Annotated in this window: 18 protein-coding genes; 11 read left to right on the forward strand and 7 right to left on the reverse strand. The window is 47.1% G+C overall.

The genetic code is table 11. The features are described 5' to 3' along the window. Positions 1–330: 330 nt before the first annotated feature. The gene (locus ACYVEA_RS15495; RefSeq protein WP_461114352.1) at positions 331–1,227 is read left to right on the forward strand and encodes a hypothetical protein; all 897 of its coding nucleotides are present in this window, start codon (positions 331–333) and stop codon (positions 1,225–1,227) included. A 52-nt stretch (positions 1,228–1,279) separates the two neighbouring features. Here ACYVEA_RS15495 and ACYVEA_RS15500 read toward each other — a convergent pair whose 3' ends face one another. Genes ACYVEA_RS15500 through ACYVEA_RS15510 form a run of 3 tightly spaced genes read right to left on the reverse strand, consistent with a single transcriptional unit; the run spans position 1,280 to position 3,823 of the window. Then, on the reverse strand, positions 1,280–2,044 hold the full coding sequence (locus ACYVEA_RS15500; RefSeq protein ID WP_461114353.1) for a DUF4129 domain-containing protein: 765 nt from the start codon (positions 2,042–2,044) through the stop codon (positions 1,280–1,282). After that, entirely contained in the window at positions 2,028–2,882 is an 855-nt protein-coding gene (locus tag ACYVEA_RS15505; protein ID WP_461114354.1) for a hypothetical protein, read from the reverse strand. Before ACYVEA_RS15505 ends, ACYVEA_RS15500 begins: the two co-directional genes overlap by 17 nt. Beyond that, entirely contained in the window at positions 2,879–3,823 is a 945-nt protein-coding gene (locus ACYVEA_RS15510; RefSeq protein ID WP_461114355.1) for a stage II sporulation protein M, read from the reverse strand. The genes ACYVEA_RS15505 and ACYVEA_RS15510 overlap by 4 nt, the downstream gene beginning before the upstream one ends. A gap of 106 nt (positions 3,824–3,929) precedes the next feature. Here ACYVEA_RS15510 and ACYVEA_RS15515 point away from each other — a divergent pair, with 106 nt between their 5' ends. From ACYVEA_RS15515 to ACYVEA_RS15555, 9 genes are all read left to right on the forward strand, one after another. Next, positions 3,930–4,625 (forward strand): RDD family protein, encoded by a 696-nt coding sequence (locus ACYVEA_RS15515; RefSeq protein WP_461114356.1) that lies wholly within the window; start codon positions 3,930–3,932, stop codon positions 4,623–4,625. Positions 4,626–4,695: 70 nt separating this feature from the next. Beyond that, positions 4,696–5,895 (forward strand): M20 metallopeptidase family protein, encoded by a 1,200-nt coding sequence (locus tag ACYVEA_RS15520; RefSeq protein WP_461114357.1) that lies wholly within the window; start codon positions 4,696–4,698, stop codon positions 5,893–5,895. 270 nt (positions 5,896–6,165) lie between these two features. Further along, positions 6,166–6,804 (forward strand): gluconate 2-dehydrogenase subunit 3 family protein, encoded by a 639-nt coding sequence (locus tag ACYVEA_RS15525; RefSeq protein ID WP_461114595.1) that lies wholly within the window; start codon positions 6,166–6,168, stop codon positions 6,802–6,804. A 92-nt stretch (positions 6,805–6,896) separates the two neighbouring features. Next, on the forward strand, positions 6,897–8,615 hold the full coding sequence (locus ACYVEA_RS15530; RefSeq protein ID WP_461114358.1) for a GMC oxidoreductase: 1,719 nt from the start codon (positions 6,897–6,899) through the stop codon (positions 8,613–8,615). 181 nt (positions 8,616–8,796) lie between these two features. Then, entirely contained in the window at positions 8,797–9,312 is a 516-nt protein-coding gene (locus ACYVEA_RS15535) for a hypothetical protein (protein WP_461114359.1), read from the forward strand. Positions 9,313–9,379: 67 nt separating this feature from the next. Then, positions 9,380–10,807 carry an ATP-binding cassette domain-containing protein gene (locus ACYVEA_RS15540; RefSeq protein ID WP_461114360.1) on the forward strand — a complete coding sequence of 476 codons (1,428 nt, stop codon included), beginning with the start codon at positions 9,380–9,382 and terminating at the stop codon, positions 10,805–10,807. A 27-nt stretch (positions 10,808–10,834) separates the two neighbouring features. After that, the gene (gene ispE / locus ACYVEA_RS15545; RefSeq protein WP_461114361.1) at positions 10,835–11,641 is read left to right on the forward strand and encodes a 4-(cytidine 5'-diphospho)-2-C-methyl-D-erythritol kinase; all 807 of its coding nucleotides are present in this window, start codon (positions 10,835–10,837) and stop codon (positions 11,639–11,641) included. 65 nt (positions 11,642–11,706) lie between these two features. Continuing rightward, positions 11,707–12,315, forward strand: a complete 609-nt coding sequence (locus ACYVEA_RS15550; RefSeq protein ID WP_461114362.1) for a cytochrome c oxidase subunit 3 — start codon at positions 11,707–11,709, stop codon at positions 12,313–12,315. A 66-nt stretch (positions 12,316–12,381) separates the two neighbouring features. Next, positions 12,382–14,355, forward strand: coding sequence for a M1 family metallopeptidase (locus ACYVEA_RS15555; RefSeq protein ID WP_461114363.1), 1,974 nt, complete (start codon positions 12,382–12,384; stop codon positions 14,353–14,355). A gap of 87 nt (positions 14,356–14,442) precedes the next feature. Here the strand turns inward: ACYVEA_RS15555 and ACYVEA_RS15560 are convergent, their stop codons facing one another. The 4 genes from ACYVEA_RS15560 to secA all read right to left on the reverse strand — a co-directional run bounded on the left by ACYVEA_RS15560 (position 14,443) and on the right by secA (position 21,315). Further along, the gene (locus ACYVEA_RS15560) at positions 14,443–15,381 is read right to left on the reverse strand and encodes a 3-oxoacyl-ACP synthase III family protein (RefSeq protein WP_461114364.1); all 939 of its coding nucleotides are present in this window, start codon (positions 15,379–15,381) and stop codon (positions 14,443–14,445) included. A 121-nt stretch (positions 15,382–15,502) separates the two neighbouring features. Beyond that, positions 15,503–16,642: a glycosyltransferase gene (locus ACYVEA_RS15565; RefSeq protein ID WP_461114365.1), complete on the reverse strand. Its 1,140-nt coding sequence runs from the start codon at positions 16,640–16,642 to the stop codon at positions 15,503–15,505. Positions 16,643–16,723: 81 nt separating this feature from the next. Continuing rightward, positions 16,724–17,806: a hypothetical protein gene (locus tag ACYVEA_RS15570; RefSeq protein ID WP_461114366.1), complete on the reverse strand. Its 1,083-nt coding sequence runs from the start codon at positions 17,804–17,806 to the stop codon at positions 16,724–16,726. A 119-nt stretch (positions 17,807–17,925) separates the two neighbouring features. Continuing rightward, positions 17,926–21,315, reverse strand: a complete 3,390-nt coding sequence (gene secA / locus ACYVEA_RS15575) for a preprotein translocase subunit SecA (protein WP_461114367.1) — start codon at positions 21,313–21,315, stop codon at positions 17,926–17,928. A 51-nt stretch (positions 21,316–21,366) separates the two neighbouring features. On the opposite strand from secA, the gene ACYVEA_RS15580 reads away from it, so the two are divergent. Further along, positions 21,367–23,955 (forward strand): SLBB domain-containing protein, encoded by a 2,589-nt coding sequence (locus ACYVEA_RS15580; RefSeq protein WP_461114368.1) that lies wholly within the window; start codon positions 21,367–21,369, stop codon positions 23,953–23,955. Positions 23,956–23,987: the final 32 nt, after the last annotated feature.

The following is a 23,987-nucleotide window of genomic DNA, read 5'->3' on the forward strand; positions in this document are numbered from 1 at the left end:
GTAATACTACCGTTTCGCGACTTGTTTTGCAAATGCACATTTATTTAAGATACAGGGAGCAGGCGTCTGGCCTTTAGCGAAGTCGGTGGATGCGCTACATACTAAAAGGACTCACCGTTAAATAAGAGGTCGTTAGGTATCGGCATGGCTTATAGTACTTTTAAATGAATGATCTGAATACCAACAGTTTTGATGTCGTCTTCCGGTCAGGATTCAGGCTCAATCGTCTCTATTGATAACGTATAATGATTTCACTTGCTTACGTCAACGTAGTGCTTGGTTAGTTCCTTTCAACGATACAATCCATTACCATTCAATCCTCTCCTTAACATGGCCTACGCGTTCAACATTTCGTCTGCTGTTTTATCCACAGGTAGAACGGTTTATTATGGTACACGGCTCAATTCGGGCGAGAGCCGGTTTGTAATTGCCTACAGGACTAAATACCAGGATAATTTCGGGCTGTTTAATACGGATACCAAACCCGGCCTTACCTACAATCCCAACGACTACAGAGCCGACTATGGATTTTGGGCAGATTTTATAAACCCTACGGCCTTTGTCGAAAGTAAAGGATCTTTCTTCTGCCTCAATACGTATGATCGGGCCAAATTTACCTTCAGTTTCATGCAGTATGCTGCCCATGTACCCAATGGCGATTTTGTGCGCTACCTGAAAAAGCTACTTCAGTTACCGCTGGCAGCTGATTACTTTCCTCGGTTGGAACTGAGCCAGGGCCGTATTTATTATAAAAATAGCAACGAAACCTTAACCCAACTGGAGAATGATACGTCGACACAAGGGTTAATGGATTACTTAAATCCTACGCTTTCAGAAATTGAAAATCAGGAAACCATAAGTGCGGCCCGAATGGTACACTGGGCACAGAACGATCCCCAAAATCGGTTAGTGCAGGTCAGTTTGGCGGTTGATTTTTTTCAGACAAATTTGCCCCGCTATCATCATCGGCTAGGACTCGACAGAGCACCCGTTAAAGTATGTGTAGTCGTTTGCGACATTTTGCATCAGGGGCGCGCTACGTTTGACCGGATTGCGGCCGCCTTGAACACAAACGGCGACTGGGATCGGGCCTATACAAACCTCCTGACCATTGGAGATGCTGTGTATGCAGAACGAATTAACTCCCTAAGACGAAAAATCACCGAATCGGTAAATGCGGGTTTATTTGCCAAAAAGTACGACGCGTCTACCAATAGTTTCGTCTGATTAGACTACAAATGTAAAAAAAGAAGGCCGGTTATGTACGTCAACCCAGCGCTTATCTATCATGTATCGGGGCTGGACGAGACGAATTAAACTGCTGAAACTGCTGCCTGATTTGCCCGAACCGCGTTTCGTCTACCGGAAAATCGCCATACCACACAAACTCGAATTGGCGGGTAAGGATCTCAAAATCAACTTGGAGAGGAGAATTAGTTAACTCGTAAACGTACTGACGATTTGTTTTTTCGGGTTTATAGTTGATCTGGCCCGAGTCGGTCAGGCTTTTAAGCGTTTGCAGGTATAGAAGCCGCACGGCCAGCCGAAAGTTTCGCTGGTTGATAGCGTCCTCAATAGCCGAATCGAAATTGATTTCGTGGATATTCTCCTCCAGTGTTGCGTAATCCAGATCGCTCGATTGTGCCTTCTTTGGAAACAAATAACCCAGCACCTCGGCTTTCATCAGCAGATAAATAGAGACACCAGCTATGCCCGCCAGAATTACGTACTGCCAAACGTCCTGATAGGCTTTGCTGGCCAGAAAACGGGAAATTTTACGGAAGAGCCAATTGAAAAAACGAGCTATTGGATTGGTAGACGGGGGCGCGTCGTTGTTATACTGGTAATCACGATCGGTTTGCAGCTCATGCAGATGGTCAGGATCAGGATAACGGACACGTAGCGCCGAACGGTCGTCGGGGGGCGAAACCGTTTGGCTTTGGGGCGCAGTTACCTGGGCCGAAACCGGCAATGAGTACACGCCTACAAGCAACGTAGTAATTTGCGCGGCAACAACAAACGTTAATTTAAAAAATGCCTTCATCCGTTTCGCGGGCTTGGGTTGGTTGGGTTCCAATAGAGTCAATGGCCGAAATCATTCCTCGGCCTTCCTGCCGTTCAACCAGATTTGTGTATTGAAAACCAATGGCCAGGTAAACTAAGCTATTGAGCAGCAAAGCCCCGAGCAAACTGATTGCCCCCGAGATAATAGCAATAACGCCCTGGGTAGCTACATCACTGAATAAGAAACCAATAAGTAAACCCGGAATCTGAAATGCCAGACGTAGCAGTCCGGCAAGAATGCCCATGACCAGGGCCAGCCCGAACGTAGACCACCACTTGTCGCGGATAAGCTCGAAACATCGGTTCCAGGTCTGCCCGAAATTCGTATTTTCAAAGACCAGAACCGGAACCCCCAGACTCAGAACAACACCGACGTAAATGCCTGGTAAAACAAAAAACATCGTAGCGACAATGGTTACGATGGTCGACAGGATGTTAAACACGATGGCGGCTCCGATGTGTTCTTTAGCCTCCTCCCAAACCTGCGATACCTGAATTGGCTGGCCCGCATTTCGGTTGTATACTTTCAGGTGAGCAAAGGTCGTCAGACTTACCGCCAATAGACTCAGCAAAAAACCAATCCCGATAACAAGAATGGCTGGTAGTTCATTCATAAACCAGAGCGGATTGGTCGGGCTCGACCCAAACAGCAAGACAACATCACTGATCAGGAAGCTGCCAGCCACGATCATAAGTAAAACAGGCGGGCCAGCAATGTAAATGATAGACAGGATGAAGCTGTTGATATTCTGAGTAATATACTGAAACGTAGCATTGATTTTGTTCCCAAAATCGCGCTGCTCGAAAAGTTGAATCATGACGGAATTCTGCGGTTAAGTGAAATTGGGTACAGAATAAAATACCAGCTAATAAAAGCAGCCGAAACCAGAATAATACCGCCACTCACAACTGGCGGCAGCGTTAGCCGGGTGATAAAACTTTCCAGAAAACCAGCCATGATAAAAATTGGTACTAGCCCAATCGCGATTTTCAAGCCTTGTTTAATGCCTCGCTTAAACGACTCCAGTCGAGAAAATGTCCCAGGAAATAGCAGGCTGTTGCCGACGGTTAAGCCCGCGCAGCCCGCAATAATAATGGCCGATATTTCGAGCGTGCCGTGAATCCATATTTTCAGGATGGAGTCGAGCAGCAGCCCACGTTCGTAGAAAAAATATTGAAAAGAGCCCAGCATGATGCCGTTGTAGAACAGCATAGCCATCGTGCCAAAGGACGCGAACAAGCCAAATATGAACGTTCGGAACGCTACGTAAATGTTATTGAGCGTAATCTGTATAAACATCGACGCCTGATCGCTGCTATTGTACACCCCCAGCGGATCGCCTTTTTTGATGTTTTCGAGCGTCATATTCACGTACTGATCGCCCAGAATCAGTCGAACGAACGTAGCATCATGAGCCGCCGATAACCAGCCGAGAATACCCGCCACCAAAAAAATGCCCGCCGATAGCGCCAGCAGCCGGTGCGACTGTTGAAAGAGAAAGGGTAACTCATATTTCCAGAACGTAACGAATCGACTGCGATCGTCGCGCTTATTCTGCATCAGCCCCCGGTGCATCTGGGCGGTCAGCCCGTTGAGGTAGCGTGTTACGTTCGAATTGGGGTAGAACGTCCGGGCGTACGACAAATCATCAGTCAGTTCTACAAAGCGGTTTGTCAGCTCGTCGGGGTCTCGCGTAGGATTTTGTTCGATGTCGCGCCACTTGTCGGAGTTGCGTTTAACGAAAAGGGCTTCGCGCATATAAGTCGTAAGGGTCAGTTGGCTAAGTTAATAGGTTTTCCCTAAAAAGTTTTTGACTAGACGACCTTACTTACGACTTTTGACTGCTGACTTACGACTCTACCCCATGTCTCTTGCCATCCGCACTTCTCAGAACGTTTTACTTGAATATGAGCCTGCCAGTGTTGGTGACCGGATTATAGCCTCTTTAATTGACTACGTAGTGATTTTTGGCTGGGTGCTGCTGATGATGGCCATTGCCGCAGGCCTCAATCTGAATGTTGGCAGGTTCTATGGGGTAATTGCCATGCTACCCGTTGTGTTCTATGATTTGGCGTCGGAATGGTTCCTCAACGGTAGGAGCATTGGTAAAATCGCTATGAATATTCGGGTGGTCATGCTCGATGGATCGCAGCCGGGCTTAGGCGCTTATCTACTACGTTGGTTGCTTCGAATTGTGGAATCGATAGCATTTTTGGGCGGTATTGTACCGATAATTACGGTAGCGGCCAATGGTAAGGGCCAACGCCTGGGCGATATTGCGGCCGGAACCACGGTTGTCAAGCTCAAGCAACCCGTTTCGATAGAGGACGTAGTCTATCGCCCTGCCCCTGAGAATTACATCGTGCAGTTTTCTGATGTTAGCTTGCTTTCCGACCGGGACATCAGCATCGTTCGTGAGGTTCTTCGCCGAACCGACGAACATGTTCTGGAACGTACCGCCGATAAAGTGAAAGAAGTAACCGGTATTCAAAGTAGTTTGTCAAATCGCGCCTTCCTGGAAACGGTTGTGAGCGATTATCAGTTTATAACAACACAGTAACGCGGCTGGGAAGCCGCAGTATAAATCTAAATGCGGTTTTCCGTCGGAATGCCGCACCACCGCATTACTTATGCTCGATTCCATTAAATCTCTGGCCCGGCAATATGCGGCCGACATCGTTCAGACTCGTAGACACCTGCATGCACATCCCGAACTCTCGTTTCAGGAACATAACACAGCCCGATTTGTCGCCGATCAACTCAAAGCTATTGGCATAACGCCACAGGAAGGTGTAGCCGATACGGGCCTGGTGGCCCTTATTGAGGGGAACAAGAGCAACGGTTCTGCCACCTCGAAAGTCGTTGGCTTGCGAGCCGATATGGATGCGTTGCCAATCCACGAAGCGAACAACGTACCGTATAAATCTACTGTTGAAGGGGTTATGCATGCGTGCGGACACGATGCACATACGGCAAGCCTGTTGGGCGTAGCGCGTATCCTGCACGTATTACGCGATCAATTTGACGGTACAGTAAAACTGGTATTTCAGCCGGGCGAAGAGAAAGCCCCCGGTGGTGCATCGATGATGATTAGGGAAGGTGTTCTGGAAAACCCGGCCCCTGTCAGTATGCTCGGTCAGCACGTAGCACCAAACATTCCGGTCGGTAAAATTGGCTTTCGCGAAGGCATGTACATGGCCAGCACCGATGAAATTTACATGACTGTACGCGGGAAAGGTGGTCATGCTGCCATGCCCGATAATCTCGTTGATCCGGTTTTAATCGCATCGCACATCATTGTGGCGCTCCAGCAGATCATCAGCCGAAACTGCCCACCGGCCAGTCCGTCAGTATTGTCGTTCGGGCGGTTTATTGCCGACGGCGTGACGAACGTAATTCCGAACGAAGTCACGATTCAGGGCACGTTCCGATGCATGAACGAAGAATGGCGCGAAGAAGGTAAAAAACGCATGGTCAAACTGGCCGAAGGTATTGCCGAAGCAATGAGTGGCTCCTGCGAGTTTACGATTGTGCACGGGTATCCTTTCCTCAAAAATCATCCCGAATTGACTCGTCGTGTACGGGCACAGGCCGTTGAATACATGGGCTCGGAAAACGTCGTTGACCTCGATTTATGGATGGCGGGCGAAGACTTCGCCTTCTATTCGCAAGTAGTCGATTCCTGCTTTTACCGACTCGGAACACGTAACGAAGCTCGTGGTATCATTTCGGGTGTTCACACCCCCACCTTCGACATCGACGAAGCGGCTCTGGAGACTGGCGCTGGATTAATGAGCTGGCTGGCCGTACGGGAGTTAGCGGTAGGATAACGATTCAAAAAACCTTTCTGTAAAAAGCCGACTCGTTTGAGTGAGTCGGCTTTTTTGTGATTCATTTTTTGAAACTTTGGTATTATCTGGCTGATTTGCTTCATTCGGTTAAGGCTGATAATTAGCTACGTTCTAAATAGAATTATCCGCCAAAAGTGCGTCTCCAAATTGCACAATCCATTCATTGAATGTTATACATTTGTATTTGTATATATCGTTCTATTTGAAAGTCTAATTTGCTATAAACCTATGAACAGAAGAGATGCTCTTATGCGGGTAGCCGCGCTGGCTGGCGCCACTGTGTCGCTGCCCGGCCTGGTGTCGCCCGCATTGGCCGATACGCTCGAAGCGTCGGCCGCCCGACGCGCCCTGACGGGCAAGCCGCTTTTCTTTACGGCCGATCAGGACGCAACTGTCGCGGAACTGGCCGATACCATTATCCCGACGACAGGCACGCCTGGCGCAAAAGCAGCCAAGGTGAACGAAATTATTGACGTTATTGTGAAAGACTGCTACAAGCCTGCCGATCAGCAACGGTTCCTGGATGGGCTTACCCAGACGAACAAACTCAGTCAGGATGCCTACGGTAAAGCCTTTGTGCAACTTGATCCAACGCAACGTATTGAGGTTGTTAAAAAGCTGGAAGCGGAAGCCAAACAGCAGCGTGCTGATATGGCCAATGCTAAAGCTGCGAAAAAAGTAGACAATGGACAGGCTGATTTACAGATGCCGGGGGATAAAGGGGCAAAAATGTATACGCCTTTCTTCACCATGCTGAAAGACTTGACGCTAACAGGTTATTTCACGTCCGAGATCGGTGCAACACAGGCGCTCGAATATGTAGCCGTTCCTGGTCGCTACGATGGGTGTGTTCCGCTCAAACCCGGCCAGAAGGCGTGGGCCATCTAAAAAAGTGATGAGTAGTAAGTCGGTAAACCGTAAGTAAAAACTTGCGTCAGCCACTTGCACCTTATGACGCTTATACCTTACGACTGTACATCATGAATTTAATCATAGACGCAAAAAAAGATATGACCTACGACGCTATTGTCGTTGGGTCGGGTATTTCGGGTGGCTGGGCTGCCAAAGAACTTACTCAAAAAGGATTGAAAGTGCTGATGCTGGAGCGTGGTCGCGATATCAAACATATCGAAGGATACGTAACGGCGACTAATAATCCCTGGGATTTTCCGCACCGGGGACGTATCACAACCATGGCGGCTGAAGAATACTGGGCCAACATGCGTACTGGCTACACCGCTAACGAGGAATGGCGGCACCATTTCGAAAATGATAAGGAAAACCCATACCTCGAAAAACGTAAGGTAGACTGGATTCGCGGTTATCACGTGGGTGGACGGTCGCTGATGTGGGGTCGGCAAAGCTATCGCTGGAACAAAGAGGACTTCATGGCCAATGCCAAAGAAGGTATCGGTGTCGATTGGCCGATTCGTTATGAAGACCTCGCGCCCTGGTACACTTACGTAGAAGGATTCGCTGGAATTTCGGGTAATAAAGATGGGCTGGATGTGCTGCCTGATGGCAACTTCCTGCCACCGATGCAGATGAACTGCCTGGAGAAGGAAGCTAAAAAACGTATTGAAAAAGCGTTCCCGGCCCGCCATGTAACAATGGGCCGTACAGCTCACTTGACTCAGCCAAAGCAACTTCACTACGATCTGGGCCGGGCAGCTTGCCAGTTCCGTAACCAGTGTATGAGAGGTTGTCCATACGGAGCTTATTTCAGTACACAGGCCGCTACGTTGCCCGCGGCTGTTAAGACCGGAAAACTAACGCTGCTGCCTGATTCGATCGTGTCGGAAGTACTGTACGATGAGAAAAAGGGTAAAGCGACTGGTGTCCGGATTATTGATCAGAACACCAAGGAGGTTCGGGAATATTATGCCCGAATTATTTTCCTGAATGCGTCAGCATTTGCCAGTACGTCTATCCTGATGAACTCAAAGTCGCATCGTTTCCCGAATGGTATGGGTAATGATTCGGACCAGCTTGGCCGTAATATCATGGACCACCATTTGGCCGTGGGTGCTGCCGGAACGTTCGAAGGCATGGAAGATCAATACTACTTTGGTCGCCGGGCCAATGGTGTCTACGTACCCCGTTACCGGAACTGGGCTGGTGATAAACGCGACTACGTTCGGGGCTTCGGCTACCAGGGCGGTGCCGGTCGTGAAGGCTGGAACCGGGGCAATGGTGCCGACGGTTTCGGGGCTGATTTCAAAGAAAGTCTGACCAAGCCTGGTCAGTGGACAATGAGCCTCGGCGGTTTTGGTGAAATGATTGCTGACCCAAATAACCGTATGACGCTTTCGCCAGATCAGAAAGATAAGTGGGGCTTACCACTGATTGTATTCGATGCCGCCTATGGTGAGAATGAACGGAAGATGCGCATCGATATGATGAACGATGCCGCTGAAATGCTCGAAGCCGCTGGTATAAAGAATGTAACGCCTTACAACGACGAGTCGAAGCACCCTGGCATTGGTATTCACGAAATGGGGACTGCCCGGATGGGGCGCGACCCGAAAACGTCGGTGCTGAATGCACACAATCAACTTCATTCCGTTAAGAATGTCTTTAATACGGATGGGGCCTGCATGACATCAGCTTCCTGCGTAAACCCTTCGTTAACATATATGGCATTAACTGCCCGTGCGGCCGATTTTGCGGTAAAAGAGATGAAAAAAAGTACCTTATAGATCATTTATTTGAGTTTAAAGGGTCAGTAAGCATGTATTGCTTGCTGACCCTTTTTTATATTTTATTAGATAAACGCTTGCCAATGTGCTGGTTAAAATTAAAAATATCTAAACATTTTTTGACTAGTCGAGTTATGTTATAGAATATCGAGAAACGAATAAAATAACACTCAACTCAATTATGAAAAAAGTAATGATCATGGGCTGTATGCTAGTAGCTGGCTTAGCCCTTAATGCAAATGCACAGACGACCAACACGTCAACGAACGCTGGGTCAAGAGGTACAACAACAGGTACAACCGGCTCGGGCACAACAGGTACATATACAAATGGCTCGAACACCGGAACAAATTCTGGTACGTATCAGACGCAGCCACCAACCAATACAGGCATTAACCAGCCACAGCCAATGACTGGTGCAAACCAGAATCAGTCAACCACCACGCCGACTAACATGGGAACGACGGGTACGGTAAACCCAACTACTGGGACGACTACCGTACCACCAACAACAGGAACGGGTAGTACGTATAGCACCGGTACAGGTACAATGAACAACGGTACAACAAATACCGGTACTACTACGGATATGCAATCGGGCACTACAGATCGTATGAATAACGGATCGACAGGAAACGGATCGACTCGTACGAAGAGTGTTCCTTCAACAACAAAGCCTCGCTCCAGCACTATGTAATTTAGTTTGAAGCGACAAGAAGCGAATTGGGGTGATACCTTTGTAAAGGTATCACCCCAATTTTTTTATGCCTGATCTGAATGCGTTGATTTCTTTACACAAACTGACTGTCCGCCGGGGTGGGAAGTTAGTACTGCGTGATGTTACATTTCAGCTAAACCCGGGCGAATGCTGGGCACTTGTTGGCCCGACCGCGAGCGGAAAAACGACACTTTTGCAGACACTTGCCGGGCAGGTGATGCCCGGTGCACCGAGCATGATGATTCGTCGGACAGCGGCCGAATTGGTTTCGTTTAAAGAAGAGTCAAGTCAGTTTTCCTACAGCGGTTATTTTTATCAACAACGCTACCAGGCTACAATGAGCGATAGCCCGGAAGGAACTGATCCAGCCTATAAATCCATCCCGACATTACGCAATTACCTGCGGTTTACTGAATCGCCTGAAAATGATTTGCTCGTTGAGCGGTTAGGGCTGAAACCGTTGCTGGATCGTTCGTTTCTGAAACTCTCCAATGGTCAGACGCGGAAGTCACGCATTGGCAAAGCCTTATTGAAGCACCCAGCAGTATTGTTGCTAGACAATCCTCTCGTTGGTTTAGATAAAGGATTCCGTACAGAATTGACCAATTGGCTAGGTGAGCTGATCAATCATGGTCTGACACTTATGTTAGTCGCTGATCCACTTGATATTCCATCATTCGTAACGCATGTGATCGCTTTGGATAACGGTGAAGTTCAATGGATAGGCGCTAAAGAAAGCTACGTAGCCCAGCCGTTGGACGTATCAACGGCTACACTACCTGAGCTCCAGACGAAGCCCAGACCTGCCGACTTTGACGTAGCATTTCAGTTACACAACGTAACTGTGCGCTACGGTGATACGATAATCCTGAATGCCATTGATTGGGCTGTCCGTGCGGGTGAACGGTGGGCTTTGCTGGGGCAAAATGGGGCTGGAAAGTCAGTCTTGCTCAGTTTACTCTATGGCGATCATCCACAGGCATATGCCAATGATGTCAGCGTGTTTGGTAATCGACGTGGTAAATCGGGAGAAAGCATCTGGGATGTGAAACGTCGGATTGGATTTGTATCGCCCGAACTACATCTTTATTTTCCTCAGAACCTGTCAGTACGCCAGGTCGCGCTGACAGGGCTAACAGATACCCTTACTCCTCCCAAACGGGTTTCTGCCGAAACGGAGGTCGATTTAAGTGAGCTGTTGGCTTATTTCGAACTTACAGATACCATAAGCCGACCTTTTGGAACCTTGTCGGCAGGTGAGCAGCGACTAGTGTTATTGGTACGGGCACTGCTTAAAAATCCGCCGGTATTACTACTGGACGAACCATTTCAGGCAATAGATGCCCGCCATATTGAATTAGCCAGACGATTAATTGATAGTCTTTCCAGGAAAACTATTCTGTTCGTCACGCACGATCAGCATGAACTCCCCAGGAGTGTAAACCAGATTTACGACCTTAATAGTCGTAAATAGCCATCATTTACTTTTATCATTTACCCTGTGATCGTCTTTCCTACCAGCAAAATAAATCTTGGCCTACGTATCACCGAAAAGCGCTCAGATGGCTTTCATAACCTGCAGTCGTGCTTTTATCCGGTTGGGTGGGGCGATGTGCTGGAAATAATTCCTGCGGATGAGTTTACGTTTAGTAGTAGTGGATTAGCCATTCCTGGAGATGCTGGCAGTAATCTGTGTATCAAGGCTTATAACGTACTAAAAGCTGATTTCGATTTGCCGCCGGTTAAAATGCACCTTCATAAGATTGTGCCCATAGGTGCAGGTCTGGGTGGCGGTTCAGCCGATGCCGCATTTACACTAAAGTTGTTGAATGAGCGCTTTAGCTTGAGGTTAACTGTTTCAGAACTGGAAAATTACGCTCGTTTGCTGGGTAGCGATTGTGCCTTTTTTATCCAGAATCGACCCTTGTATTGTATTGAGAAAGGTGATACGTTTCTGGAAACAGAAATTGATCTAAGCGGGTATTATATATTGTTAGTCTATCCAAATCTTGCCATTTCGACAGCTGAAGCTTATGCCGGGGTTAGACCTCAACGACCTGAAATTTCGCTGGAGGATCAGTTACAAGCGTCCGTCGATACCTGGCCTGATACGATTCATAATGACTTTGAAGACAGCCTGTTCCCGAAGTATCCTATTCTGGCCCAAATCAAGCAGGAACTCTATGAGGCTGGTGCTGTCTACGCCAGTATGACTGGCTCGGGATCAACGCTATACGGCATTTTCAACGCGCCACCAATCGTGCCAAACCAATTTTTGGATTACAGCGTTTGGCAAGGAAAGTTATAGAGATAGTCGTCAGCTAGTAATGGCTGGTTTTACTGATAAGTGACGACTTCTGAGGAGTGACTAATATGAGCAACTTTGTGACTAAACGGCGGGAGCCGTTCCGCTTTATGGTCTGGCTGGGCATTGCAAGCAGTGTCATGATCTTTACAATGCTGCTCGTTGCTTACGTAATCCGCCGAACGGGGGCAGGATGGATGGATATAAAACTACCCAACGTATTCTTAGTTAGTACGTTGGTGATTATTCTGAGCAGTTTTACGCTTAACAATGCCATTCAGGCATTTCGGCACGAACGCTTTGGGAATTACCGAACAAATCTGGCTACGACGCTGGTACTTGGTACGTTATTCATTATGCTGCAAGGCTGGGGATGGCGTCAAATGGTTCGGGCAGGTATTGGTTTGGAGGAGAATCCCGCCGGTGGGTTTATTTATATCATTTCAGGGATTCATCTGCTTCATATTCTGATTGGCATCATTTTTTTAGCTGTTGCCCTGGCCGAAGCCATGCGACGCCGACCCTATGTTGATTCCTTCGTGTACAGCGTCAATCCACCAAACCGGCTGAAACTCAAATTAATTACGTTATACTGGCATTTTGTAGATATACTCTGGATCGGACTGTTCGTTTTTCTATTAGTACATCACGGGCTTGATCTTAGACTGTCGCTATAATCCCTAGCTGATTTTGAGGCTTTCTGCCGTTATTTGTAGACTACTAGTTTTTGTATTTGATAATTCATGAAAAAAATTGCTTTCTGGGCAGGATTGTGGATGTTAAGTTTAGCATCCTTTGCTCAAACTGGGACATCGTCCACCTCCGCAACATCGAAATACGATCCTCTGGCACTGTTTCATCCCCTGTTTAACATGCAGCCTGGCAATGACTACCGCACCGGCAGCGGTGCTCCCGGGCCACGTTACTGGCAAAATCGCTCTGATTATCAGATTAATGTTACGCTCGACGACCAGCAGAACACCATTACCGGCGAAGTAACAATTACTTATAAAAATAACTCGCCCGAAACATTAGCCTATCTGTGGCTGCAATTAGACCAAAACGCGTTTAGTGATACGTCCCGGGCGGCTAAAACGACGCCCATTAGTGGTGGCCGCTTTGGTAATCAGGGCTTTTCAGGTGGCCTTTCTATCACCAGCGTTACGGTTGAACAGGGGAAGGGTAAATTCACTACGACGCCCTATGAAGTTACCGACACGCGCATGCAGGTTCGCTTAGCCGATCCCGTAAAGCCAAACGGCGACCTGGTTAAAGTCAAGGTGGCGTATTCCTTCAAAATTCCGGAGTATGGTTCAGACCGCATGGGGCAGCTGAAGCGTCGTGATGGTATCATTTACGAGATTGCCCAATGGTATCCCCGCATGTGTGTGTACGACGATATTGAAGGCTGGAACGTATTGCCTTATTTAGGAGCGGGCGAGTTTTACCTCGACTACGGTGATTATGAATACAGCGTTACCGCTCCCTGGGATCATATTGTTGTTGGTTCGGGAGAATTACTCAATCCAAATGAGGTGCTTACTGCTGAGCAGATGAAGCGTCTGGACCAGGCTCGCAAAAGTGATCAGACAGTTATAATACGTAGTAAAGATGAAGTTTCGGACGCCAATACACGCCCGAAGAAATCGGGTACATTGACCTGGAAATTTCGATGCCTGAATACCCGCGATGTTGCCTGGGCGTCGTCGCGTGGATTTGTTTGGGACGCGGCTAAAATGAATTTACCAAGCGGTAAACCTGCGTTGGCGCAATCGGTTTATCCGGCCGAGAGCGCCACGAACGATTCATGGAATCGATCGACGGAGTACGTTAAAGGTTGCGTTGAATTTTACTCGAAATATCTCTACGAATTCAGTTACCCTGTCGCGACCAACGTAGCGGGTATTGTGGGGGGTATGGAATATCCCGGCATTATCTTCTGCGATCATAAAGATAAGAAAGATGCCCTTTGGGGTGTAACTGATCACGAATTTGGTCATAACTGGTTTCCAATGATCGTGGGAAACAATGAACGGAAATTCCCGTGGATGGATGAGGGTTTCAATACGTTCATCAATACGTTGTCGACAGCTAATTTCAACAAAGGTGAGTACAATCGGGAACGTGGCACAATGCATGATTTGGCACCGGCATTGTTCTATCCCGCTGAACCGATTATGACTATCCCCGATGTGCAGCAGCCCAGAGCGCTCGGTATTTTGGCCTATTACAAACCGGGCATGGGTCTGAAACTGCTACGTGATGTTATTCTTGGGGCTGATCGCTTTGATTTTGCCTTCAAAAATTACGTTAGCCGCTGGGCGTTCAAACACCCAACCCCATACGATTTCTTCCGAAGTATTGAAGATGGCGCCGGTGAAGATTTAGGCTGGTTCTGGCGTGGCTACTTTTACGAAACCTGGAAACTGGACCAGAGCGTTAAAGAAGTGAAGTACGTGGACGGTGCGGCTGATAAAGGATCGCTGATCTCTATTGAAAACCTCGAAAAAATGGCCATGCCTGTCACCATTGAAGTGACTGAGACGAACGGTAAGAAAGGGCGAATGAATTTGCCAATAGAAGTTTGGCAGCGGGGTGGAACCTGGACGTTCAAGTACAATTCAACGTCGCCCCTTAAGACCGTTGTCGTTGATCCGGATCAAAAATTGCCGGATATCAACGGAAAAAACAACACTTGGCGGGCAGAAGCCCAGTAAAGCCGTAAGTCGTAAGTCGTAAGTCAGTGGTTGCCAGTATCTGATGTTGGCGACTGCTGACTTACGACTTACGACTTACGACTATTTTTATACTTCCACCAGCATAGCCCCGTAGGAATAACCACCGCCAAATACGGTGATAACGATACGTTCGCCTTTCTGAAAGGTATCCCACCGCTCTGATAGAGCAATAGCACAGCCAGCACAACCCGTATTGCCATACCGCTGAATATTGGAGATTAGTTTCTCTTCCGGTAAGCTGAGCGTATTCATGACATTCCGGGATATGCGCAGGTTAGCCTGATGAGGTAGAATGTAGTCAACATCGGCAAGCGTCAGACCACAGCGTTCGAGAATCTGTAGGCTGGCTTTAGGCATGTATTGGCAGGCGTTAATGAATACATCACGACCGAAAGGCATAGTAACACCTCCTTCCATGGGTTTCATCATGACCGCTGTAGTGGCTTTGGCTGTATGGGCTGCCCCACCAGTCAGTAGGGCTACAATATTAAAATCATCTTCGCTCTGCCGTTCTTTGGTAATAAGCAGAGCGGCCGCTCCATCACCCCATAGATGCCCGGATACTTTGTCCTGCTCGTTGTTGTAAACTGTGTTATGTTCCGACACAATGACTAAAGCACGACTGGCTTTATTCAGCGCAAAGTAGCCTTCTACTACCTCAATTGCATTTATGAAAGATGAACAGGCAGTCGAGATCGAAACAACTGGAATATCTGCGATACCAAGATGATGCTGTGCCTCGTGAGCAAGCGAAACGATGGTATCATAGGGTGTATATGTTGCCCCTACGATTAGATCAACCGTGGTCAAATCCGTTTTGTCCATGAGCCGTTGAACCACGTCAACCGTCATGGTATTTGTATTTTCACCGGGGGCGGCTTTGCGTCGCTCCACAATTCCAGTGCGCTCAATAATCCACTCGCTGGATAAACCGTTGAGTTGAGTAAAATATTCGTTGCCAACTACCTCTGTTGGTAGGTAATGGCTTACTGCATGTATGTACATCAGGCCAAAAAAGTAGCGCTAATACAGGTTTGATCCCAATTAGCACCTAAAGTTAAATCCTTCCGGGAAAACGTGGTATTGAACATTAGAACAATGCTACAATATGTTGAATATATCTTGTTTAAGTACTATTATGCTTGTAGGAAAGAACAAGATCATAATAGATAAGTAGTTTTTTTGATTCACTTGTCCAGTTATAAGTGTTTTCAACAGCGCTACGTCCCCGTTGTCCCATAGCACGGGCATCCTCTGGGTGTTCGATCAAATAGATAAGTGCATCGGCAATTTGATTGGAGTCATAAGGAGAAACGCAGAAGCCACAAAAATGCCGCTCTACTACGTCCTTATAAAGCGTAAAGTCGGAGGTAATAACCGGCAGACCTAAAGCCATATATTCGAATAATTTAGTCGTATAGGAATCGGGATAATCTCCGACTGGCTTAAGGAGCGCCAGACCGGCAGTTGCCCGGGCGGCATAAGGAAAGGCGCTGCGTTGGTCTGCATAACCGTGGAAGCGCAGATTACTACGTATGTCCGTAAAATTTGGCAAATTAATCAGATCCGCTTCCGTAAACGTTTGCCGACCAAACAGATGCGCCACGAAATCGGGATACGTTAGCTTCAGTTTCACCAAGCCTGCTACCAACGTATCAAATGCCCGTTCGAAACTTAGCCAGCCAATATAGAAAAAGGATGGCTGCGCTGGAATTGGTTGATAAGGCTGTCGAAATGGTTCCAGAAACGCTAGCAATGGATAGTTGTAGATAACGACATGAGGCTTAGCCAGTGATGTATACGTATCTAAATAGCCATGTTCAGTAAAAATAAGATAGAAATGCCGTCGGGCGAGAGCATCGAACCACCGAAATGCTTTTTCCAGCACATACCCTTTATTGAAGCTTTTCAAGTGCATTTTCTTGTGTAAATTTTCCTGCACTTCATAGATCACCTGCGCGCCAAAAAGCTGGAAAACAAACGCAAACGGTATGAATTCTGGTACGTATAGATGGATGATCCCTGGCCGTAACCACAGGCAACGTAGCAGAATAAGCGGGCAAGTAAGAAGCGTACGCCAGATAACACGCTGAAAATAAGGTAGCCGGATGAAATGAATACCGGGGGCAACAGCTGGGTCCGCGTTGGGTAAGGCACAGAAAACATCGTATGATGATTCGGCAAGCGTCTGGCATTGTTTGAATACAATGCGCGGGTCTTGAGGCTGGTGAGCAGTACTAATGTGCAGAACGCGGACTTTCTTCATACAATATGAGAAGAAAGACAGTAGAGATAAGATGCCCGGCCTTCAGCGCAAGTTCTTCTCATGCTGCCTTATCTTTCCAACTCATTTTATCACCCCAAAGCTACGTAGTTCTGCATCAATTTTTTGGTTCCAGCGTTCCTGAGCTGGCTGATTCAAGCTGTGATTGGTCTCATCGTCGTATTGATTCTGCATTCGGTTCATTTCCCGATACGTTTCAATAAACTGATACTGAACGATGCTGTTGTAATCTTCCAGCGTCAGGCTGTCGGCCTGGATTTTACGTTTAAAGCGTTCAATAATAATTTTTACAATGTCGAAATGTCTTTGTTCATGGTTGAGCGCATAGGCATTTCGAGCATCGGCGCGACCCCACGATGAGTTTTTCAACATGTATGCTTTGGCCGTCAGATTAAGATTTATGACTCCGTCTTTAACCGTACTTTTTCCTTCATACGCAAAACTGGTAAATACTTCGGCAGCGTAGTGACTACCCTTGCGAGGCTCAGCCCGAAAGTCAGACCAAGTCAGTTTGCGATCAGTATTATAATGAACCGTATCGTCGTTAGTAATTCGGGTATCATCAATAAAGTTAACCCTGAGCGCCTTTGCCAATTTCTCATTCTGTCCACTCTCGCGATTCATGTAGTCATTTAAACTACGTAGTGAAGCAACTAATGCCTGCCGAATAGTTTGCTCAATAACTGTCGTCTGGCCGAGGGCTCGTGTGTAAATAGCGCTACCTTGGTAGTCAGTCAAACGGGTACTGGTTTCGTCTCCCGAATCGTCTTTGCCCAATAATTCAAACGTAACAGCAAACGCAAATTGGCCTGACACCCGGTTTCCAACAGCGGTTTCATTGACTCGACATTGTCGAATACGCATTGCGATGGGACGTAGCCCCTTGTTTTGCTTTAATCCCTGATTGATAAAATCCTGGAAGCTTGCGGCTACTCCTTTTTCTAGGTCAACCATTTGAGTAGGTTGATTTAGCGTTAGAGCTAATCGGGCGATAGGACCCCGTTCAGATCGTTGATCTGTAACGGTCGCAATATAGAATTCTTTGGGTGTAAAGGCCAGCCGTTCCGGGCGCAACAGAATGGGATTCGCTGGCGGTGAGAAAGAAAATAATCCAAATAGAAACAGAGAAAAAATGACCTTTTTCATGCTGTTTTATAACGATTTGGCTTGCCTAAAAGTGTCTATAAAAACTGTTACTTCGATCAAAAAAAATGCCCTCTGACCAGATGTTCCAGAAGGCATTTTCGTGTATTTATCTTGATTTTTTACTCAATAAGCATCGCTTTGCCGCTCACTACGTCATTTTCAACCGTTTTGAATTTAACATCACGCTTGACCGATCCATCGGCATATTGAACGCTTACTTTGGCATTGCGATCCATTTTGGCCACCCGTGCAGGCTGCCGTGGCGGCATTGGTGGAGCACCTGCACCCATTGCATTATTTTCGGCCATCCGTCGGGCGTATTCCTCGGGACCGGTGGCGAGGTGATCGTCATCGAAATCCTCCATGTTCGTGTGCAGCTTTGGTTGTGGCTGCGGACGACGCTGCGCGGGGGCCTGACGGATCTCCTGCTGTACTTCCTCTGGTTCCTGCGCTGGAATGTCGGCTTTCGTCAGGAAACTGATCGTGTCGAAATTTACTTTGTTAAGGAACCGTTTGAATAACTCAACCGACTCGAATTTATAAACCAGCAACGGATCTTTCTGCTCGAAGACAGCATTCTGTACCGACTGCTTCAGGTCGTCCATTTCGCGGAGGTGTTCTTTCCATTCCTGGTCAATCACCGACAGGGTTACGGCCTTCTCCATTTCCGTTACGATCTCGCGAGCTCCCGAACTAACGGCTTTTTGCAAGTCAGAAACAACCGTCAACTCATGGATACCATCAGAGAAAGGCACAACGATATTTTTGATCTGATGGCCCTGCTCATTCATGACCTGTGTTAGAATGGGTAACGCTTTTTCTGCAATGGCATGATTCTTCGCCTGGTATTGCACTTCGGCTTCGTCATACAGGCGCCGAATCTGATCGGGCTTTTTCAAGCGGTTAAACTCGTCATTCGATAAATTCGGAGTGACGCCAAGAGTCGTCAGAAGCTGGAGTTTTATTTCTTCATAGTTCCCCTCCGCATTATTGACGGTTTCTTCCACTACGTCGTACATCGTGTTGGCAATGTCCAGCGGTAACCGGTCGCCAAACAACGCATTCCGACGACGTTTGTATATAGCCTCGCGCTGATAATTCATTACGTCATCGTATTCCAGCAAGCGCTTCCGAATGCCGAAGTTGTTTTCTTCAACCTTCTTCTGGGCCCTTTCGATAGATTTTGTAATCATCGAGTGCTGAATAACCTCGCCTTCTTCAAGTCCCATGCGGTCCATCACTTTCGCAATCCGGTCGGAACCGAATAAACGCATGAGACTATCTTCAAGCGATACAAAAAATTGCGACGTACCGGGGTCCCCCTGACGACCCGCCCGACCACGTAACTGCCGGTCGACCCGACGCGATTCGTGACGTTCGGTACCAATAATGGCCAAGCCACCGGCACTTCGAGATTCAGGTGTTAGTTTAATATCTGTACCACGACCAGCCATGTTTGTGGCAATCGTAACGTTACCTGGCAAACCAGCCGATGCAACGATTTCAGCTTCTCGCTGGTGGTATTTGGCATTTAAAACTTGGTGAGGAATTTTCCGTAGCGTCAACAATCGACTCAATAATTCAGAGTTCTCGACCGAAGTTGTACCAACAAGCACGGGCCGTCCTTTCTCAACCAGACTGGTAATCTCTTCGACTACGGCATTGTATTTCTCTCGAACCGACCGATATACTTTGTCTTCCTCGTCAGCCCGACTTATGGCCCGGTTGGTTGGAATGACCACCACGTCCATTTTGTATATCTGCCAGAATTCAGAGGCTTCGGTTTCGGCGGTACCGGTCATACCGGCCCGCTTGTGATACATGCGGAAGTAATTCTGGAGCGTAACGGTGGCGTAGGTCTGCGTAGCGTCCTCAACTTTTACGTTCTCCTTGGCTTCAACGGCCTGGTGCAACCCATCCGACCAGCGACGCCCTTCCATGATTCGGCCTGTTTGCTCATCTACGATCTTCACTTTTCCGTCCATAATAACGTACTCAGTGTCTTTCTCAAACAATGTATAAGCTTTCAGTAATTGGTTGACCGTATTAATGCGTTGCGTTTTAACTGCGTAGTCTCGAATAACAGCTTCTTTGTGGAGAATTTTCTCCTGTTCCGAGAAATTAGCGTCTTTATCAACTGCGTTGAGGTCAATAGAAAGATCAGGGAGAATAAAGAAGTTCGGATCTTCACCCGAGCCGGTAATATAATCAATCCCTTTCTCCGTCAGATCGATACCATTGTGACGCTCGTCGATCGTGAAATATAAGGGAGCATCGGCCTCCGGCATGAGTTTCTGGTTCTCGGCCAGATAGATAGACTCGGTCTTTTGCAGCAACGCTTTGTTCCCTGTTTCGCTCAGAAACTTAATGAGTGGCTTATGTTTCGGTAAACCACGGTACGCCCGAAACAACGATAACCCCCCTTCTTTTTCATCACCAGCGGCTATTTTCTTTTTAGCATCGTTCAAAAAATCGTAAACTAATTTACGCTGGGCTTCAACGACACGAGCTACACGGGGTTTCAGCTCAATATAATCCTGCTCATCGCCACGAGGTACGGGTCCACTGATAATGAGTGGAGTACGAGCATCATCAATTAAGACAGAGTCAACCTCATCCACCATAGCATAGTGATGCTTACGCTGTACTAGCTCACCCGTTTCGCGGGCCATGTTGTCGCGCAGGTAGTCGAAACCGAATTCGTTGTTTGTACCGTACGTAATATCGGCCAGATAGGCATGCTTACGTTGCTCAGAGTTTGGCTGGTGTTTGTCAATACAATCCACTCGCAGGCCATGAAACTCAAATAAAGGTGCCATCCATTCCGAGTCACGTTTAGCCAGGTAATCGTTGACCGTCACAATATGGACACCCCGCCCCGCCAGGCCATTTAGAAATGCAGGGAACGTAGCAACAAGAGTTTTACCTTCGCCGGTTGCCATCTCCGCAATTTTGCCCTGATGAAGCACTACACCACCAATAATTTGGACGTTATAATGCACCATGTCCCATTTTATGGGTGTTCCAGCGGCATCCCACGTATTCGCCCAATGCGCCTGATTGCCGTCGATAACAACATTTTTCTTACGACTGGCAATCTCACGGTCAAAGTCGGTGACGGTAACCGTTAGTTGCTCATTTTCGGTAAACCGGCGGGCTGTTTCTTTTACAACGGCAAAAGCACGGGGTAAGATGTCGAGTAAGACGCGCTCCAGTTCGGTGTTGCGATCGGCTTCGAGTTTGTCAATCTGATTGAAGATCTGCTCTTTATCATTAACATCTACATCGGGATTGCCAGCCTGTTCATTGAGCTCGGAAAGTTGGTTGTCAATATCGGCTAACTCACCGGCAATCTGGGCTTTAAGCTCGGCCGAGACCCGACGTAATTCGTCATTTGAAAGCTCTTTTAACTGGACAAATTCGGTATTTACCTTTTCAACATAGGGGAGCAGTTCTTTGATGTCCCGTTGTGATTTGGTGCCGAAAAATTTAGCTATTAAGTTAATCATTTCGTTTTATTCATTAGTAATCGGTCAGTAATCGTTACTTTTCAGCCGTTGATGCATCTAATTACCAGCAACTACCGATTATTTTTCTGCAAATTTAGTGCATTACAGCGGTACTACAAGGTAAGGGTGGTGTTGCAGCATATACTTTGCTACAGTGCAACAACGTTTTCAAGGGAATCTATTACTTTTGTAATTCAATTTTTGGCCCAATTGCCAGTGTTCATGCTTACTAAGGACAAATTGTCATATTCTATCTGCCGAAATTATCAATTCTCATTTATTCTCCTGCTATTTACGCTGATAGGAATGAATTGGGCAGCCGCTCAACAGGCTGGTTCGCGAGCCAATTTGATGAGTGATGAACAGGTACTGGACTTCTATCGGCAGGCACAAAGTCGGGGGCTCACTGAATCACAGATAGAAATAGCGGCTATGTCGCAGGGATTCACTCAGGCAGACATTGCTATTCTGCGCCGACGCAGTGCCGAGATTCAGACAAGAGGTGCCGCGCAGTCGAAAGATAGGGTAACGACTTCTTCCAGTAACGCTCGTACGCTACCCTCGGATGTTTCTACCCGAAATGCCACTGATTCTCTGCCGACAACTACTCGGCGGGATGCAAATGGTGGACTAGCCGTATTCGGGGCCTCCCTGTTTGCCAATGCTAGCCTGTCTTTCGAACCAAATCTCCGTATTGCGACACCCCGTAATTATATCGTTGGTCCTGATGATGAAATCGGGATCGATATTTCAGGGGCATCGTCTGACAATTTAAAGCTTAAAGTTGCACCAGAAGGAACTGTTAAAATTCAGAACCTGCCTCCCATTTTCGTTAGTGGTCTTACTATTGAACAAGCTCAAGCACGTATTGTAGACCGGTTACGAAAAAGTGGATATCAGGGATTAGGGGTTCCGGGTAGCAATACGTTTGTAAATGTGACCCTTGCTAACATTCGGAGTATTAAAGTTACTATAGTTGGTGAAGTAGTGCGTCCAGGAACTTATACGATTTCATCATTAGGGTCAGCCTTTAATGCTTTGTATCTAGCTGGTGGGCCAAATCCAGCGACAGGTTCATTTCGTAAGATTAATGTCATTCGGGGTAATCACGTGGTTCGTACCATTGATCTGTATGATTATATTCTTCGGGCTGATCAGCGGGATAATATTCGATTGATGGATCAGGATGTTATTCGTGTTGCTGATTATCAGACACATGTTGAATTAACAGGACAAGTGCGCCGACCAGCTATTTTTGAAATGCTACCGGGTGAAACAGTGAAGACAATGTTGAGCTTTGCTGGGGGCTTCGCTGATGATGCCTACCGAGCTAGCATAACCGTTCGCCGTAATACCGATCGTGAACGCCAGATAAAGACAATTACTGAAGCCCAAATGGCTGATTTTGTGCCTCAATCTGGAGATACCTATTTTGTTGGGAAGATTCTGGAGCGCTACGAAAATCGGGTTCAAATTGGTGGTGCTATTATGCGGCCTGGTGATTTTGCTATTGAACCTGGTACAGAAACTGTTCGCCAGCTCATTCAACGGGCAGAAGGGCTACGTAATGATGCCTTTAAAAACCGGGCAATGATTGTTCGCGAGTTGCCTAACTTAGATAAAGAGAATATATCGTTTGACTTGGGTAAATTGATGAAAGGCGAAATTGCTGACATCCCATTGATGAAGCAGGACGTTCTTACAATTTTATCGATTCGGGATTTGCGCGAAGAGTACTTTATTAATATTGAAGGAGCTGTCAATGAGCCAGCGGCTATTCCTTTCGTCAGTAACATGAGTATAGCCGACTTAGTGGCTAATGCCGGCGGTTTTCGAGAAGGTGCTAAGCCAAGTTTGATCGAAGTTGCCAGGCGTATTCGTCAGGACTCATTGGATTCAAATACCCCGGCTTTAGAAATCCATAGGTTTTCTATTGATCGAGATTTGCAGATTAATGCTCAGGAAATAGGGGCTGATCCCGCGAAATCAAAGGTTCCATTTGCCTTGCAACCGTTCGACATCGTTTATGTTCGTACATCACCCACTTACGAACCTCAGCAACAAGTGTATATAGGGGGACAGGTAATGCAGCCTGGCAGCTATGCTATTTTCAGGCCCCGAGAACGGATTGCTGATTTGATTAAGCGAGCTGGTGGACTGAAGCCACAAGCCTACCTGCCTGCTGCGCAGTTTAAACGGGATGGCTTGAATGTTGGTACAGATATAAGTAAGGTAATCGATAACCCAAGTACCGATGACAACCTATTACTTAATCCCAACGATACATTATACATTCCACGTAGGCCTGAAGTCGTGTCTATTCAAGGGGCTGTTCTAAATCCTGCTCTGGTAAGTTATAAAGCCAGCTATTCATTTGATGATTATGTAAGTGATGCAGGTGGATTTACAGAGAACGCATTAGAGAAGAAAACGTACGTTATTTACCCAAACGGGCACAAAAAACGGACTCATAAATTTCTATTTTTCAAAACTTGGCCTGAAGTAGAGCCTGGCTCAACCGTTATTGTTCCGTTTAAGCCGTTCGATGAGAGAACTAGGTTGTCAACTGGAGAGAGAATCTCCATACTTTCGCTACTGGCCACACTGGCATTTGCACTCACTAATGTACTGCGTAATTAATAAGTTAGATTGCTAATTATCATTACGTAAGG

It is taken from the genome of Spirosoma jeollabukense (genome assembly GCF_054777855.1).